General features: G+C 68.8%; 13 protein-coding genes and 1 other RNA gene. 5 read left to right on the top strand and 9 right to left on the bottom strand.

Annotated elements, in window-relative coordinates; translation table 11 throughout:
• Positions 1-2: 2 nt before the first annotated feature.
• The 7 genes from mraY to mraZ are packed head-to-tail and all read right to left on the bottom strand — an operon-like array spanning position 3 to position 7,507.
• Positions 3-1,088, bottom strand: coding sequence for a phospho-N-acetylmuramoyl-pentapeptide-transferase (gene mraY, locus ACVOK1_RS03290; RefSeq protein WP_079220628.1), 1,086 nt, complete (start codon positions 1,086-1,088; stop codon positions 3-5).
• Entirely contained in the window at positions 1,078-2,472 is a 1,395-nt protein-coding gene (locus ACVOK1_RS03285; RefSeq protein WP_481561103.1) for a UDP-N-acetylmuramoyl-tripeptide--D-alanyl-D-alanine ligase, read from the bottom strand. Before ACVOK1_RS03285 ends, mraY begins: the two co-directional genes overlap by 11 nt.
• Positions 2,469-3,977, bottom strand: coding sequence for a UDP-N-acetylmuramoyl-L-alanyl-D-glutamate--2,6-diaminopimelate ligase (locus ACVOK1_RS03280; protein WP_481561102.1), 1,509 nt, complete (start codon positions 3,975-3,977; stop codon positions 2,469-2,471). Before ACVOK1_RS03280 ends, ACVOK1_RS03285 begins: the two co-directional genes overlap by 4 nt.
• A complete protein-coding gene (locus tag ACVOK1_RS03275) occupies positions 3,974-5,821 on the bottom strand; it encodes a peptidoglycan D,D-transpeptidase FtsI family protein (RefSeq protein WP_200751455.1) in 1,848 nt (615 codons plus the stop codon). Before ACVOK1_RS03275 ends, ACVOK1_RS03280 begins: the two co-directional genes overlap by 4 nt.
• A complete protein-coding gene (gene ftsL / locus ACVOK1_RS03270; protein WP_079220624.1) occupies positions 5,818-6,081 on the bottom strand; it encodes a cell division protein FtsL in 264 nt (87 codons plus the stop codon). The genes ACVOK1_RS03275 and ftsL overlap by 4 nt, the downstream gene beginning before the upstream one ends.
• Complete coding sequence (rsmH, locus tag ACVOK1_RS03265; protein ID WP_481561101.1) at positions 6,078-7,046, bottom strand: 16S rRNA (cytosine(1402)-N(4))-methyltransferase RsmH; 969 nt, start codon at positions 7,044-7,046, stop codon at positions 6,078-6,080. The genes ftsL and rsmH overlap by 4 nt, the downstream gene beginning before the upstream one ends.
• Before the next feature lie 14 nt (positions 7,047-7,060).
• The gene (mraZ, locus tag ACVOK1_RS03260) at positions 7,061-7,507 is read right to left on the bottom strand and encodes a division/cell wall cluster transcriptional repressor MraZ (protein WP_004143635.1); all 447 of its coding nucleotides are present in this window, start codon (positions 7,505-7,507) and stop codon (positions 7,061-7,063) included.
• A gap of 323 nt (positions 7,508-7,830) precedes the next feature.
• Between mraZ and ACVOK1_RS03255 the strand changes: the two genes are divergently transcribed.
• Positions 7,831-8,619 (top strand): NRDE family protein, encoded by a 789-nt coding sequence (locus ACVOK1_RS03255; RefSeq protein WP_481561100.1) that lies wholly within the window; start codon positions 7,831-7,833, stop codon positions 8,617-8,619.
• 81 nt (positions 8,620-8,700) lie between these two features.
• Here ACVOK1_RS03255 and rnpB read toward each other — a convergent pair.
• Together rnpB and rsmI are read right to left on the bottom strand one after the other, a co-directional pair.
• Positions 8,701-9,052: RNase P RNA component class A (gene rnpB / locus ACVOK1_RS03250), an RNA gene on the bottom strand.
• A gap of 122 nt (positions 9,053-9,174) precedes the next feature.
• The gene (gene rsmI / locus ACVOK1_RS03245; RefSeq protein WP_481561099.1) at positions 9,175-9,993 is read right to left on the bottom strand and encodes a 16S rRNA (cytidine(1402)-2'-O)-methyltransferase; all 819 of its coding nucleotides are present in this window, start codon (positions 9,991-9,993) and stop codon (positions 9,175-9,177) included.
• A gap of 81 nt (positions 9,994-10,074) precedes the next feature.
• Here rsmI and ACVOK1_RS03240 point away from each other — a divergent pair, with 81 nt between their 5' ends.
• The 4 genes from ACVOK1_RS03240 to ACVOK1_RS03225 are packed head-to-tail and all read left to right on the top strand — an operon-like array spanning position 10,075 to position 14,126.
• A complete protein-coding gene (locus ACVOK1_RS03240) occupies positions 10,075-11,796 on the top strand; it encodes a penicillin-binding protein activator (protein ID WP_481561098.1) in 1,722 nt (573 codons plus the stop codon).
• Positions 11,786-12,154, top strand: coding sequence for a YraN family protein (locus ACVOK1_RS03235; protein ID WP_481561097.1), 369 nt, complete (start codon positions 11,786-11,788; stop codon positions 12,152-12,154). Before ACVOK1_RS03240 ends, ACVOK1_RS03235 begins: the two co-directional genes overlap by 11 nt.
• Positions 12,154-12,744, top strand: coding sequence for a metal-dependent hydrolase (locus ACVOK1_RS03230; RefSeq protein ID WP_481561096.1), 591 nt, complete (start codon positions 12,154-12,156; stop codon positions 12,742-12,744). The genes ACVOK1_RS03235 and ACVOK1_RS03230 overlap by 1 nt, the downstream gene beginning before the upstream one ends.
• Positions 12,741-14,126: an FAD-binding oxidoreductase gene (locus ACVOK1_RS03225; RefSeq protein WP_481561095.1), complete on the top strand. Its 1,386-nt coding sequence runs from the start codon at positions 12,741-12,743 to the stop codon at positions 14,124-14,126. The genes ACVOK1_RS03230 and ACVOK1_RS03225 overlap by 4 nt, the downstream gene beginning before the upstream one ends.
• Positions 14,127-14,241 lie beyond the last annotated feature (115 nt).

Here is a 14,241-nt window from a genome sequence, read left to right as displayed (position 1 = left end):
TCTCAGCGCACCTTCAGGGTGGCAAGGCCGATCAGCACGAGCACGACCGAGATGATCCAGAAGCGCACGATCACGCGCGGCTCCGGCCAGCCCTTCAGCTCGAAGTGGTGGTGGATCGGCGCCATGCGGAACACGCGCTTGCCGGTCAGCTTGAACGAGGCCACCTGGATCATCACCGACAGCGTTTCGATGACGAACACGCCGCCCATGATCACCAGCACCAGCTCCTGGCGGGTGATGACCGCGATCGTGCCCAGCACCGCGCCCAGCGCCAGTGCGCCGATGTCGCCCATGAAGACCATGGCCGGGTAGGTGTTGAACCACAGGAAGCCGAGGCCCGCGCCGGCGATGGCCGCGCAGATGATGACCAGTTCACCGGCACCAGGAATCTGCGGGATCTGCAGGTAGTTGGCGAACACCACGTTGCCCGAGGCGTAGGCGAACACGCCGAGGCCGCAGGCCACCAGCACGGTGGGCATGATCGCCAGGCCGTCCAGGCCGTCGGTCAGGTTGACCGCGTTGGAGAAGCCGACGATCCAGAAGTAGGCGATGGCCACGAAGCTGATGCCGGCCAGCGGCAGCGCGATCGACTTGAACATCGGGATGTAGAAGGTCAGCGCGGCCGGCACGTCGGCGGTCTGCAGCAGGAAGATGCCCGCGGCCAGGCCGAAGATCGACTGCAGCAGGTACTTCCAGCGCGAGGCCAGGCCGTTCGGGTCGCGGCGCACGATCTTGATCCAGTCGTCGTACCAGCCGATGGCGCCGAAGCACAGCATGACGGCCAGCACCAGCCACACGTAGCGGTTGCGCAGGTCGGCCCACATCAGCACCGACAGGGTGACGGTGAGCAGGATCAGCGAACCGCCCATGGTGGGCGTGCCGGCCTTGACGAAGTGGGTCTGCGGGCCGTCGGTACGGATCGGCTGGCCGCCCTTGAACTGGGCAAGACGGCGGATCACCGCCGGGCCGAGCCAGAGCGACAGGAACAGGGCCGTCAGCGCGGCAAGGATGGCGCGGAACGTCTGGTAGTTGAACAGCCCGAACAGGCTCTCCAACTGCTGCAACCATCGAGCCAGTTCATACAACATGCGGGGATTCCTCTCCTTGCGCCAGCAGCGCTTTGACAATCGTGTCCATGGCGCTGCCACGGGAACCCTTGACCAGGCAGCGCACGCCAGCGTGCAGCTCGTCCTTCAGCGCCTGCGACAGCGCGTCATGGGTGGCGAAATGACGGCCGCCTTCGCCGAAGGCGGTGGCGGCGGCGGCACTGAGCGGGCCCAGTGCATACAGGCGCTTGAGGCCGGCGGCACGTGCGCGCAGGCCGGCCTGCGCGTGCAGGGCTTCGGCGTCCGGGCCCAGCTCGCGCATGTCGCCCAGCACCAGCCAGCCCTCTTCCGGGGCGGCAGCCAGGGCATCGATGGCGGCGGCCAGCGAACCGGGGTTGGCGTTGTAGCTGTCGTCCACCAGCACCGCGCCGCTGCGCAGCTGGTGGGCGATCTGGCGGCCCGGCACCGGCTGCGCCGCAGCCAGGCCCGACGCCACCAGGGCCAGGTCGATGCCGGCGCCCAGCGCCAGGCTGACCGCGGCCAGCGCATTGCTGACGTTGTGCCGGCCCGGCAGGCCGAGTGCGATGCGGACCTCGCCCTGCGGCGCGACCAGGGTGAACTGGCTGCCCTGCGCACCGGCGCGGATGTCGCGCGCGGTGACGTCGGCGCTGTGGTCCAGGCCATAGCGCAGCACCCGGCAGCGCGCCGGGGTACCGATGAAATGCTGTTCGAACCAGCGGCCGTAGGCATCGTCGACATTGATGACGGCCACGCCATCGGCCGGCAGCGCGGCGTAGATCGCGCCCTTGGTCACCGCCACGCCGAGCAGGCTGCCCATGCGTTCCAGGTGCGCCGGGGCGATGTTGTTGACCAGCGCATAGCGCGGGCGGGCGATGTCGGTCAGGTAGGCGATGTCGCCCGGCTTGCCGGCGCCCATCTCGTAGACGGCGTAGTCGGCATCTTCCGGGGCATCGATCACCGCCAGCGGCAGGCCGATCTCGTTGTTGCGGTTGCCCGGGTTGGCGTAGACCACCTTGTGCGCGTGCTCGGCCACCTGCTGCAGGATCGCCAGCAGCAGGCTCTTGACGCTGGTCTTGCCGTTGCTGCCGGTGATCGCGAACACCTCGGTGTCGCGGTCGCGCTGCATGCCGGCGGCAATCCTGGCCAGGGCCAGTTCGCTGTCAGCCACCAGCACCTGCGGCACATCCAGCGGCAGCAGGCGCTCGACCAGCAGCGCGCTCGCGCCACGCGCCTGCGCATCGGCGGCGAAGTCATGGCCGTCGAAACGCTCGCCGCGCAGGGCCACGTACAGGGTGCCGGCGCCCAGGCTGCGGGTGTCATTGCTGACCGCATCGATGGCCACGTCGTCGCCGTGGATCTCACCACCGGCCCAGTGCGCGATCAGCGAAAGCAGGGTGCGCTTCATGCGATGCCCTCCCCTGCCTGTGCTGCCAGCACACCGGCTTTCGCAGCCAGCGCGGCGGCCGACACTTCGGTGTCGTCGAAGTCGTGGCGCACGCCGTTGACCTCCTGGTAGGGCTCGTGGCCCTTGCCGGCGATCAGGATGATGTCGCCCTCACCGGCGCGCTTCACTGCCAGGCCGATCGCACGCGCGCGGCTGCGCTGCACGGTCACGGCCGAGGCATCGGCGAATCCAGCGAGGATGTCGGCCACGATCACGTCGCCGTCTTCGCCACGCGGGTTGTCGTCGGTGACGATGACCTGGTTGGCCAGGCGCTCGGCGATGGCGGCCATCTGCGGGCGCTTGCCGGTATCGCGCTCGCCACCGCAGCCGAACACGCAGTACAGCGTGCCCTGCAGGTGGCCGTGCAGGCTTTCAAGGGCCTGTTCCAGCGCATCCGGGGTGTGTGCGTAGTCGACCACCACGGTGGGCAGGCCGTCTTCGCCACCCAGGCGGTTCATGCGGCCACGGATCGGCTGCAGTGCCGACAGCACGCCGGCGATGCGCTCGATCGACTCGCCCAGTGCATGCAGGCTGCCGGCCACGGCCAGCAGGTTGTCCACGTTGAAGCGGCCCAGCAGCGGCGACTGCACCGCAGCGCGCGCGCCGTCGATGACCAGTTCAAAGCCGATGCCGCGACCATCCAGCTGCAGGCCTTCGGCACGCACGCTGGCACCGGCGGCACCGCGCGAGCTCAGGCCGATGGCCTGCACGCTGGCCGGCAGGCCTGCAAACAGTTCACGACCGAACGCATCATCCAGGTTCACCACCGCGGCCTTCAGGCCCGGGCGGTGGAACAGGCGTGCCTTGGCCGCGCCGTAGCTGGCCATGTCACTGTGGTAATCCAGGTGATCGCGGGTGAGGTTGGTGAACACCGCCACGTCGTAGTGCACGGCATCCACGCGCCCCTGGTCCAGCGCGTGCGAGCTGACTTCCATCGCCACCGCACGTGCGCCGTCGTTGCGCAGCTGCGCCAGCAGCGCATGCATCTGCAGCACCAGCGGGGTGGTGAAGCCGGTCGGCTCGACCGCGCCATAAAGTCCGGCGCCCAACGTGCCGATACTGCCACTGGGCGTACCGAGCAGGTGCCAGGCCTGGGCCAGCAGCTGCACGGTGGAGGTTTTGCCGTTGGTGCCGGTCACCCCCACCATCGTCATCGCACGCGAGGGCGCACCATGGAACTGGTCGGCCATGGCGCCGAGGCGTGCGCGCAGGCCCGGCACGGCGATGGCATCAGCCGGGGCCGGCAGCTCGGCCGGGGCCGGCGGTTCAAACAGGATGGCGCTGGCACCGGCCGCGCGCGCCTGTTCGACAAAGCCCAGGCCATGCGCACCGAAACCGGCGATGGCGACGAAGGCATTGCCGGGGCGCACGGCACGGCTGTCCAGCACCAGGCCGGTCAGAACGGGATCGTTGCCCGCCAGGGCAACATCCGGAAGCAACTGCGAAAGCAACATCGAAGGACTCATTGCGTGCCTCCCGCGGGCGGGGCCGGCACATGGTTCTGCGCGCTGGGCAGCGCGGCGTCGAATTCGGCGGCGGCATCGGCCGGCAGCGCGGCCTCGGCCGGCGGCGCCGGCAGGATGGAGGCCGAATGCCCCATCTTTCCGGACTGCTGGGCAGCCAGCCACGACTGCAGGTCGTCCAGCGGGACGTCCATCAGGCGCAGGGTGCCTTCCATCACGTTGTGGTACACCGGCGCCGACACCAGGCCGCCGTAGAACTTGCCGCCCTGCGGGTCGTTGATGACGATGACGGTGGCGAAGCGCGGGTTGGTGGCGGGCACCACGCCGGCGAACAGCGAGTTGTAGTGGCCACGCTCGTAACCGCCGGGCCCGGCCTTGCGCGCGGTACCGGTCTTGCCGGCCACGTGGTAGCCGAGCACGGCTGCCTGCTTGGCGCCGCCCTGGGTCACCACCGTTTCCATCATGGCCACGACTTCCTTGGCCACGCTCTCGTCGATGATCTGCTTGCCTTCGTTGCGCTGGCCCTTGACGAAGGTCGGGGCGATCAGCTTGCCGCCGTTGGCCAGCGCCGAGTACGCGGTCGCGATCTGCAGCGGCGTCACGTTCAGGCCGTAACCGTAGGACATGGTGGTCTTGGTTGCGCCATCCCAGTTGCCCGGGCGGCGCACCACGCCACCGGATTCACCGGGGAAACCGCTGTGCGGCACCGAGCCGTAGCCGAAACGACGTACGCCGTCATAGAAGGTCTGGTCGGTCATCTTCGCAGCGATCTTGGCGGCGCCGATGTTCGAACTGCGGGTGATCACCCCGGTGACGTTGAGCACGCCGTTGTTGCGCGGCACGTCACGGATGGTGAACCGGGCGACCTGCATGTAGCCCGGGTTGGTATCGATGATGGTGTCCTTGGTCACCGCACCGGACTGCAGCGCGGTGGCGATGGTCAGCGGCTTCATCGTCGAACCCGGCTCGACCAGGTCGGTCACGGCGCGGTTGCGCCGCGTGTCCGGCACCGCACCGTTCAGCGAATTCGGGTTGTAGGTCGGCAGGTTGACCATGGCCAGGATCTCGCCGGTGGCCACGTCCATGATCACCATCGAACCGCCGGCCGCCTTGTTGGCCACCAGCGCGTTGCGCAGCTCCTTGAAGGCCAGGTACTGGATACGGCGGTCGATGCTGAGGGTCAGGTCCTTGCCCGGCTCGGCGGCGCGCAGCAGGTCGCTCTCCACCGTTTCGCCCTTTCGGTTGCGGATCACCCGCTTGGCGCCGGCCTTGCCGCGCAGCCATTCGTCGAAGGCCAGCTCCAGCCCTTCCTGGCCGCGGTCATCGATGTTGGTGAAGCCCAGCACGTGCGCCATCGCCTCACCCTGCGGGTAGAAGCGGCGGAACTCGCGCTGCGCGGCCACGCCCGGAATCTTCAGCGCGACCACTTTCTCCGCGTCGTCCGGATTGATCCGGCGGCGCAGGTACATGAATTCCTTGTCCGACTTCTGCGACAGGCGGCTGCTCAGCTCGTCCACCGACATGCCGACCGCCTGGGCCAGCTCGGGGATGCGGTCCGGCGCACGCAGCAGGTCCTGCGGGTTCACCCAGATCGACGCGACCGGGGTCGACACCGCCAGCGGCTCGCCGTTGCGGTCGGTGATCATGCCGCGCGAGGTCTTGATCGGCAGCTCGCGCAGGTAACGTGCCTCACCCTGGCGCTGGTAGAAGTCGCTGTTGATGATCTGCACGTAGGCCGCGCGACCGACCAGCGACACCGAGCACAGGCCGAGCGCCAGCGCGACCCAGCGCAGGCGCTGGCGCAGGTTGAAGGCGTTGCGCGGGCGGTTGCGGCCGGTCTTGCTCATGGGCGCACCACCACCACGTCGGCGGCTTCGGGAAACTTCATGCCCAGCTTCTCGCGGGCCACGCGGTCGACGCGGTTGGCTTCGGCCAGGGTGGCCTGTTCCAGCTGCAGGCGGCCGAACTCCAGGTTGATGTCATCACGCGTGCGCTCGGCACGCGACAGCTCGATGAACGTCTGGCGATGACGGTGACGCACGAACACGACGCCGATCGCCGAGGCCACGGTGCAGGCCAACAGGATGATCAGCAGCAGCCGGCTCATGCATCGGCCCCCCGCTTCTGTGCCACGCGCAGCACGGCGCTGCGGGCACGCGGGTTGGCGGCCAGTTCTTCATCGGTGGCTTTGATGGCACCGCCGATCAGGTCCAGGGTCGGCACGAACGCCACGGCCTCGGGCAGGCGGCGGTTGGCAGGCGGCGCCTTGGCCAGGCGGTTCATGTACTGCTTGACGATGCGGTCTTCCAGCGAATGGAAGCTGATCACCGCCAGGCGGCCACCGGGCTTGAGCCGTTCCACGGCCGCATCGAGCCCGGCTTCCAGATCGGCCAGCTCGCGGTTGATGTGGATGCGGATGGCCTGGAAGCTGCGCGTGGCCGGGTGGATCTTGTCCTTGCCACGCGGCATCACCGAGGCGATCAGCTCGGCCAGTTCGGCGGTGCGGGTGAAGGGCTGCTTCTCGCGGCGGGCGACGATGGCACGGGCGATGCGGCGGCTCTGCCGCTCTTCGCCGTAGGTCCACAGCACGTCGGCAATCTCGCGGCCTTCGACGCGGTTGATCCACTGCGCCGCGCTCTCGCCGCTGTCCGGGTCCATGCGCATGTCCAGCGGGCCGTCCTTGCCGAAGCTGAAACCACGCTCGGCCACGTCCAGCTGCGGCGAGGACACGCCGAGGTCGAACAGCACGCCATCCAGGCCGTCGGCCGTCGCATCCCACTGCAGCAGCTGGGCGAAGCTGCCACGGAAGATGGACACGCGCGGGTCCGGCGCGAAGTCGCGCTCGGCCACGGCGATGGCTTCCGGATCCTTGTCCATGACCAGCAGGCGCCCCTCCGGGCCCAACTGGGTGAGCACGCCGCGTGCATGACCGCCACGACCGAACGTGCCATCCAGATAACGTCCGTTTTCGATCACCCTCAGGCCGTCAATGACCTGGGTGTACAGGACCGGCAGGTGCACCGCCGGCGACTGCGACACCGGAAGGTGACCGGTCTGCGCTTCTGGGCGCATCCGGGCACCCCGGCTCACAACTTCAGGTCGAGCAACCCATCACCCAGATCCTCGTCAGACAATGTCTGCTGGATCAGGGCACGATGCGCCTGCTCGCTCCACAATTCGAATTTGTCGCCCATACCGAGCAATACCGCCTTTTTTTCAATGCCCACCGCACCGCGGTGGCTGGCGGGAATGCTGATACGACCGTTGCCGTCGAGCTCGAGATGGGCGGCCGAACCGACCAGCTTCTGCTGCAACAGGCGCACGACGCGCTGGGTGTTGGGCTTGGACATCACGTCGTCGCGGACCCGTTCCCATTCCGACTCGGCATACAGCCACAGGCAGCCGGCTTCGAACGGGTTGTAGGTCAAAACAAGACGGTTGTTGCTGGCACGCGCGACGAGGTCGCGGTAGGCGGTGGGAACCGCCATGCGTCCTTTATCGTCAACTGTGATGGCCGTCTCGCCCTGGAACACGACGCGTGCACCCTTCCTTCGCCCGGTGAAACATTGAACCACGAAAACCCACAAAACACCCGGTTTTCCCTCTGATGCCCACCTTAGCAGGGGCCCTAGGGTTGTCAACAACTTTTCAGCGGGGAAATCGCCAGCCACATCAATGGCTTGCGGCAATGTTTAGAGAATTGTTCAAGGCTTATCCACAAGTTGCTGATCCGTCTCAATTTTTGAGATTGAACAGAAGTTCAGGGGTGTGGAGACGGCGTGAAACATGGCCTGCGCATTCATCCAGGACGGGCTGAAAGCGGCGTCGGACTGCGCAAACCGGGCACAATGACGCCATGTGCCTGCTTGCTCTTGGCTGGTTACGTCACCCGCACTGGCGATTGGTGATGACCGGCAACCGCGATGAGTTCCACGCCCGCCCGACCGCGGCCCTGGCCCCCTGGCAGGACGAGCCGTCCATCATCGGCGGACGCGACCTGCGTTCGGGCGGTGGCTGGGCCGGTGCAGGCCGTGCCGGGCGCATGGCCGTGGTCACCAACGTGCGTGACCCGCTGGCCGCCCAGGCCGGTCCTTCGCGTGGTGCGCTGGTGGCCGATTTCCTGCGCGGCCGCGAACCGGCCGCCGTGCACATGGACCGCCTGGCCGGCATCGCCGCGGCATATGCTCCGTTCAACCTGTTGTTGGCCGATAGCGACAGCCTCGAGTACCTGGGCAACCATCCTGCCGAGCGCCAGACGCTGGGACCGGGCGTACACGGCATGTCCAACGGCGCCCTGGACGCGCCCTGGCCGAAGACCCGCCGGCTGATGGCCGCACTCTCGACCTGGCTGGACGACGACGGGGTCGGATCCGTTTCGCAGAGCGAAAGGGCTCTGACCCCAGACCTGACCCCCTTATGGAATGCCCTCGCCGACGAACACCGCCCCGCCGACAGCGACCTGCCCGACACCGGCATCGGCTTGGAACGCGAGCGCTGGCTGAGCCCGGCCTTCATCCGCGGCGATGACTACGGCACCCGCGCCAGCACCGTGCTGCTGATCGATGCGCAGGGCCATGGGCAGATGCACGAACGCCGCTTCGGCGCGCAGGGTGTATTCCTCGGCGAGAGCAACGTCGCGTTCTAGTAGATCCACGCCATGCGTGGATGACTGCACGCCCAGTAGATCCACGCCATGCGTGGATGGCATCGCCGATCTGAGAAATGGAGGCGGAGCCGGCCGATAAGCCGGGTTCTGTCGTGGACAGTCATTCCTCTAGGCGTTACGTCGCCGCAACGCTCAAGCAACCTACCCGGATCCAACGCGGGCCGCGCCAATGGATCCCTATTTGGTCTTGCTCCAGGTGGGGTTTGCCGTGCCGGTCTGTTACCAGACTCGCGGTGCGCTCTTACCGCACCATTTCACCCTTACCGGCCTTCCGAAGAAGACGTAGGCGGTATCTTTCTGTTGCACTTTCCGTCGGCTTGCGCCGCCCAGGCGTTACCTGGCACCTTGCCCTATGGAGCCCGGACTTTCCTCGGCACCCCCGAAGGGATGACGCGACTGTCTGGCCGGCTCCGCCAACGCGCATTCTAGCCTACGCAGCCCTTTTCTGCCGTGTTGATCGCGGCACGCGGTTCATCCATCCACGCATGGCGTGGATCTACAGTAGAGCCACGCCATGCGTGGCTGCGCCCCTCATCAGCTGCCGTACAACGCCTTGCGCGGGGCGCCGGTCAGTTCGGCGGCCAGCTTGGCGGCAGTCGACGGCGGCAGGTGCTCGCTCAGCTTGGCGTAGACGTGGCGACCGTGCGCCAGCTGCGCTTCGGCGTCATCGCCGGCGCCCTGCACCATCACCACGAACTCGCCCTTGCGCTGGTTCTCGTCGGCCTCGACCCTGGCCAGCAGGCCGGCCAGATCACCATCCAGCACGGTCTCGAACAGCTTGGTCAGCTCGCGCGCCAGCACGGCCGGGCGCTCGGCACCGAAGATGGCCGACATGTCCGCCAGCGATTCGACGATGCGGTGCGAGGATTCGTAGAACACCATCGTGCGCACTTCGCCGGCCAGCGCCTGCAGGCGGTCGCGGCGGCCGCTGGCCTTGGCCGGCAGGAAGCCCTCGAAGCTGAAGCGATCGCTGGGCAGGCCAGCCACGCTGAGCGCAGCGATGGCCGCGCAGGCACCGGGGATGGGGCTGACCTTGATGCCGGCCGCGCGCGCGGCGCGGACCAGGCGGAAGCCGGGATCACTGACCAGCGGCGTGCCGGCGTCGCTGACCAGGGCCAGCGACTCGCCGGCCTGCAGGCGCGCCACCAGGCGCTGCGACAGGGCCTCTTCGTTGTGCTCGTGCAGGGCCACCAGCGGCTGCTGGATGCCGAAATGGGACAGCAGCTGGCCGCTGCGGCGGGTGTCTTCGGCACAGATGGCCGCCACCGAGCGCAGCACCTCCTGCGCGCGCGGGCTCAGATCGGCCAGGTTGCCGATCGGCGTGGCGACGACATACAGGGTTGGCACACTCATTTCAGCGGTACTCACGGGGCAAGGGTAGAATCCTAGCGTGTACCTGGCCAAGGCCGCTGCCCTCATCGCATGGACCCGATCATGAACAAGCCCGCCGCACGCATCTCCGCCCTGTCGTTGTCGCTGATGCTTCTGGCCGGTTGTGCCACCACCAGCCTTACCAGTGCCCCCGAATCGCCGGCCCAGAGCCAGGCGCTGGCGCTGATCGAACAAGGCAAGCCGCGCGACGCTGCCCTGCAGCTGGAAGCGCAGGCCGCCACCCTGCGCGGCGGTGCCCGCAGCAACACCTTGGCCGATGCGGCCTGGGCCTGGCACCTGGCCGGTGACAGCGCCCGCGCGCGCAGCCTGCTGGGCCAGCTGACCGCCCGCCAGCTGTCCGGCGCCAGCCTGCAGCGTTTCCAGCTGACCAGCGCCGAGCTGGCCCTGGCCGACAAGCAGCCGGCACAGGTGCTGGTCCTGCTGAAGGACGCGGGTGACAACGTGCACCCCAGCCTGCGCACGCGCTGGCACCTGGCCCGCGCCGAGGCACTGCAGGCCAGCGGTGACAGCTTCGCTGCCGCCACCGAGCGCGCCCGTGCCCACGCCGGCCTGGCCGGTACCGCCCGCAGCGAGAACCAGGCCGCCATCTCCGGCCTGCTCGGCACGCTGGACGACGCCACCCTGCGCAGCCGTGCCGCCGCGCTGCCGGCCAACGACCCGCTGTACAACTTCGCCGGCCGTGCGCTGATCGCCCGCGGCCTGCCGCTGCCGCGCCCGTTCGACCGCGACGGCGCGGCCCAGTTCGATACCAGCAAGCGCCCGCCGGCGATGAGCGATGGCTACCGTCCGCCGGCGAAGATGGCCGTGCTGCTGCCGCTGAGCGGCCGCCTGGCTACCGCCGCACAGCCTGTGCGCGATGGCCTGCTGGCCGCCTATTACGGTGAAAGCCGCCGTCGCCCGGACATCAACTTCTTCGATACCGCCGGTACCCCGGCCGGTGCGCTGGCCGCGTATGACAAGGCCGTGGCCTCCGGTGCCGACTTCGTGGTCGGCCCGCTGGGCCGCGACGAAGTGGATGCGGTCTACGGCCGCCAGCCGCTGCAGGTGCCGGTGCTGGCCCTGAACCGCGGCAAGGATGCGCCGCCGGCCGGCAGCGCCGGTTTCTCGCTGGCGCCGGAAGACGACGGCATCGTCGCCGCCGAATACCTGCGTGGCCGCGAGCGCAACCGCGCCCTGGTCATCAGCAGCAACGACGACACCGGCCGCCGTGCCGCTGCCGCCTTTGCCCAGCGTTTCGCCCAGCGCGGGGGCCAGGTGGCCGCCACGGTCGCTGTGGTCGACGCGGTGGGTGATGTCAGCGCGCAGGTGCGCAACGCCGGCCGGATCGATGCCGTGTTCCTGGCCGTGCGTGCCCCGCAGGCACGCCTGCTGGCACCGCAGCTGGCCCTGGCCGGTGCCGGTGGCGCAACGCGCGTCGGCACCAGCCAGCTGACCACCGGCAGCGGCAAGGCCGAGGAAGACGTGGCGCTGGACGGCATCATCTACCCGAACGAAGCCTGGAACGTGCGCAGCGTGTCCGGCCTGCCGTCGGCCGCGCAGGTGGGCCAGACCCTGCCCAGCGCGCGCGGTGCGGCCGGCCGCCTGTTCGCCTTCGGCGCCGATGCGTGGAAGATCAGCGCCTACCTGGAAAAGCTGTCGAACGAAGGCGGCCTCGATGGCGCCACCGGCACGCTGTACCTGGACAGCAACGGCAACATCCTGCGCCAGCCGGCGTGGTCCACCTTCAGTGGTGGCCGCCCGATGCCGATCGTCGGTGGTCGCTGAGCACCTGCAACGGGGCTCGGCGGTGGAAGCCGCCGCCGAGCAGCACCTGCAACAGGCCGGGTTGCAGCCGCGCGCACGCAACGTGCGCTACCGCGGTGGTGAACTGGACCTGGTGATGGACGACGCGGGCACCGTGGTGTTCGTGGAAGTGCGTTACCGCGCACGCGCGGATTTCGGCAGCGGCGCGGCCTCGGTGGATGCGCGAAAATGCCGGCGCCTGGCCCATGCCGCGCTGCTGTACCTGCAGGAGCACCCTGCCCTGGCCGATGCGCCCTGCCGTTTCGATGTGGTGGAGGCCAGTGGCGATCCGCCGCAGCTGCGCTGGCTGCGCGATGCGTTCCGGTTGGATGATTGCTGATGCCGTCGATCATCACCCATGCCGCCGTGCCGCTGGCGCTGTGGTGCGCCGCTGATCGCGGCCGCATTCCGCCGCGCCTGCTGGCCGCCGGCGTGATTGCCGCGATGCTGCCCGACGCCGACGTGCTGGCGTTTGCCCTGGACATTCCCTACGCCGATGCGTTCGGCCATCGTGGCGCCAGCCATTCGTTGTTGTTTTCCGGCGTGCTGGCCGCGTTGGCGGCGGTGCTGGCGTTCTTTGGTAGTCGCCGACCTTGGTCGGCGGTTCCGCGGCAACCAAGGTTGGCATCTACGACATCCACCGTGCAGGCCGCGGTCTTCGTCTTCGTCTGCGCGGCCAGCCATCCGCTGCTGGATGCGATGACCTCCGGCGGGCTGGGCGTCGCCCTGGCCTGGCCGTGGAGCGAGCATCGCTTCTTCGCACCGTGGCGGCCGATCCGCGTTTCACCGTTTGCCCCGCAGTTCTTCAGCGCGCGCGGCCTGGCCACGCTGCTGTCCGAGCTGCGCTGGGTGTGGCTGCCGCTGGCCACCGCCGTGGTCGCCTGGAAACTGATCCAACCTGCCCCTGCCGTCCCACGGAATCCCTCATGAGCACTGCCCTGCCCGCCGCCCTCGTTGCCGAACTGTCCGCCCTGCTGGGCGCGGAGGGCTGGCGCATGGATGACGGTGCGCTGGAGGCCAACGCGCAGGACAACTCCTGGCGCCGGCAACGCCCGGAAGCCGTGGCGTTGCCCGCCGACATCGAGCAGGTGCAGGCGCTGGTGCGCGCCTGCCGCACGCACGGCGTGGCCCTGGTCGCACGCGGTGCGGGCACCGGCACCACCGGCGCGGCGGTGCCGCAGCCGGGCAGCATCGTGCTGTCGTTCACCCGCATGGACCGCATCGTCGAGATCCGCGCCGGCGATCGCTGCGCTGTGGTGCAGCCGGGCGTGATGAACGGCACGCTGCAGCAGGCGCTGGCCCCGCACGGCCTGTTCTGGGCACCGGACCCGTCCAGCGCGGAGATCTGCAGCATCGGCGGCAACCTGGCCTGCAATGCCGGCGGCCCGCGCGCGGTGAAGTACGGCACCAGCCGCGACAACGTGCTGGGCCTGGTCGCCGTCACCGGCACCGGCGAAGTGATCCGCTGCGGCGGCGCCTACACCAAGGACGCCACCGGCTATGACCTGACCCATCTGCTGGTGGGCAGCGAAGGCACGCTGGCACTGATCGTGGAAGCGACGCTCAAGCTGACCCCGCTGCCGGTCACCCAGGCCGGCCTGCGCGTGCTGTACCGCGATGCCGATGCCGCGGCCGCTGCGGTATCGCGGCTGATGTCACAGCCGGTGGTGCCCACGCGCCTGGAATTCATGGATGCACGCAGCCTGCAGCTGCTGCGCCTCAACGGCGCCGAAGTGCCCGAGGCCGGTGCGATGCTGCTGGTCGAAGCGGATGGCGACCACGACACCCTGCCCTACCTGCTGCAGGCGCTGGCCAGCGCTGCCGAGGGCGACGGCATGATCGAACTGGACGTGGCGATGGAAGGCCGCGCCCGCGACCAGCTGTGGGCCGCGCGCAAGGCGCTGTCGCCTGTACTGCGCAGCGTTGCGCCGGGCAAGATCAACGAAGACGTGGTGGTGCCGGTGTCGCGCATTCCCGATCTGGTGGCCGGCGTGCAGGCACTGGCGCGCGAGTACACGCTGACCATCGTCACCTTCGGCCATGCCGGCAACGGCAACCTGCACGTCAACATCCTCTACCACCCCGAAGACGCCGACGAAAACGCGCGTGCGCATGCCGCGCTGCCGAAGATCTTCGAACTGACGCTGGCGCTGGGCGGCACGTTGTCGGGTGAGCATGGCATCGGCCTGGCCAAGCGCGACTTCATGGCGCAGGCCTTCACCCCGGCGACGCTGGCGACGATGCGCGCGATCAAGGCCGCGCTCGATCCGGACGGCATTCTCAACCCGGGCAAGGTGCTGCCAGCGCTGTAGTTGTTGGTAGCTGCCAACCTTGGTTGGCACGCGCGACAGCGCGCTCGCTCCAGGCCCCATGACACCTGCCACAGCGTGCCAACCAAGGTTGGCACCTACCAGAGCGATTGCGCGC

The organism is Stenotrophomonas sp. STEN087 (assembly GCF_056759115.1).
The sequence above is the reverse complement of the archived record's forward strand: the minus strand, read 5'-3'. Positions and strand labels throughout refer to the sequence as shown.

Bases quoted from the DNA above. Each gene is read 5' to 3' on its own strand.
- ftsL (WP_079220624.1), bottom strand. From the start codon at position 6,081: ATGAGCCGGCTGCTGCTGATCATCCTGTTGGCCTGCACCGTGGCCTCG.
- ACVOK1_RS03240 (WP_481561098.1), top strand. From the start codon at position 10,075: ATGAACAAGCCCGCCGCACGCATCTCCGCCCTGTCGTTGTCGCTGATG.
- rsmI (WP_481561099.1), bottom strand. From the start codon at position 9,993: ATGAGTGTGCCAACCCTGTATGTCGTCGCCACGCCGATCGGCAACCTG.
- ACVOK1_RS03225 (WP_481561095.1), top strand. From the start codon at position 12,741: ATGAGCACTGCCCTGCCCGCCGCCCTCGTTGCCGAACTGTCCGCCCTG.
- rsmH (WP_481561101.1), bottom strand. From the start codon at position 7,046: ATGCGCCCAGAAGCGCAGACCGGTCACCTTCCGGTGTCGCAGTCGCCG.
- ACVOK1_RS03275 (WP_200751455.1), bottom strand. From the start codon at position 5,821: ATGAGCAAGACCGGCCGCAACCGCCCGCGCAACGCCTTCAACCTGCGC.
- ACVOK1_RS03230 (WP_481561096.1), top strand. From the start codon at position 12,154: ATGCCGTCGATCATCACCCATGCCGCCGTGCCGCTGGCGCTGTGGTGC.
- ACVOK1_RS03255 (WP_481561100.1), top strand. From the start codon at position 7,831: ATGTGCCTGCTTGCTCTTGGCTGGTTACGTCACCCGCACTGGCGATTG.
- ACVOK1_RS03280 (WP_481561102.1), bottom strand. From the start codon at position 3,977: ATGAGTCCTTCGATGTTGCTTTCGCAGTTGCTTCCGGATGTTGCCCTG.
- ACVOK1_RS03285 (WP_481561103.1), bottom strand. From the start codon at position 2,472: ATGAAGCGCACCCTGCTTTCGCTGATCGCGCACTGGGCCGGTGGTGAG.
- mraY (WP_079220628.1), bottom strand. From the start codon at position 1,088: ATGTTGTATGAACTGGCTCGATGGTTGCAGCAGTTGGAGAGCCTGTTC.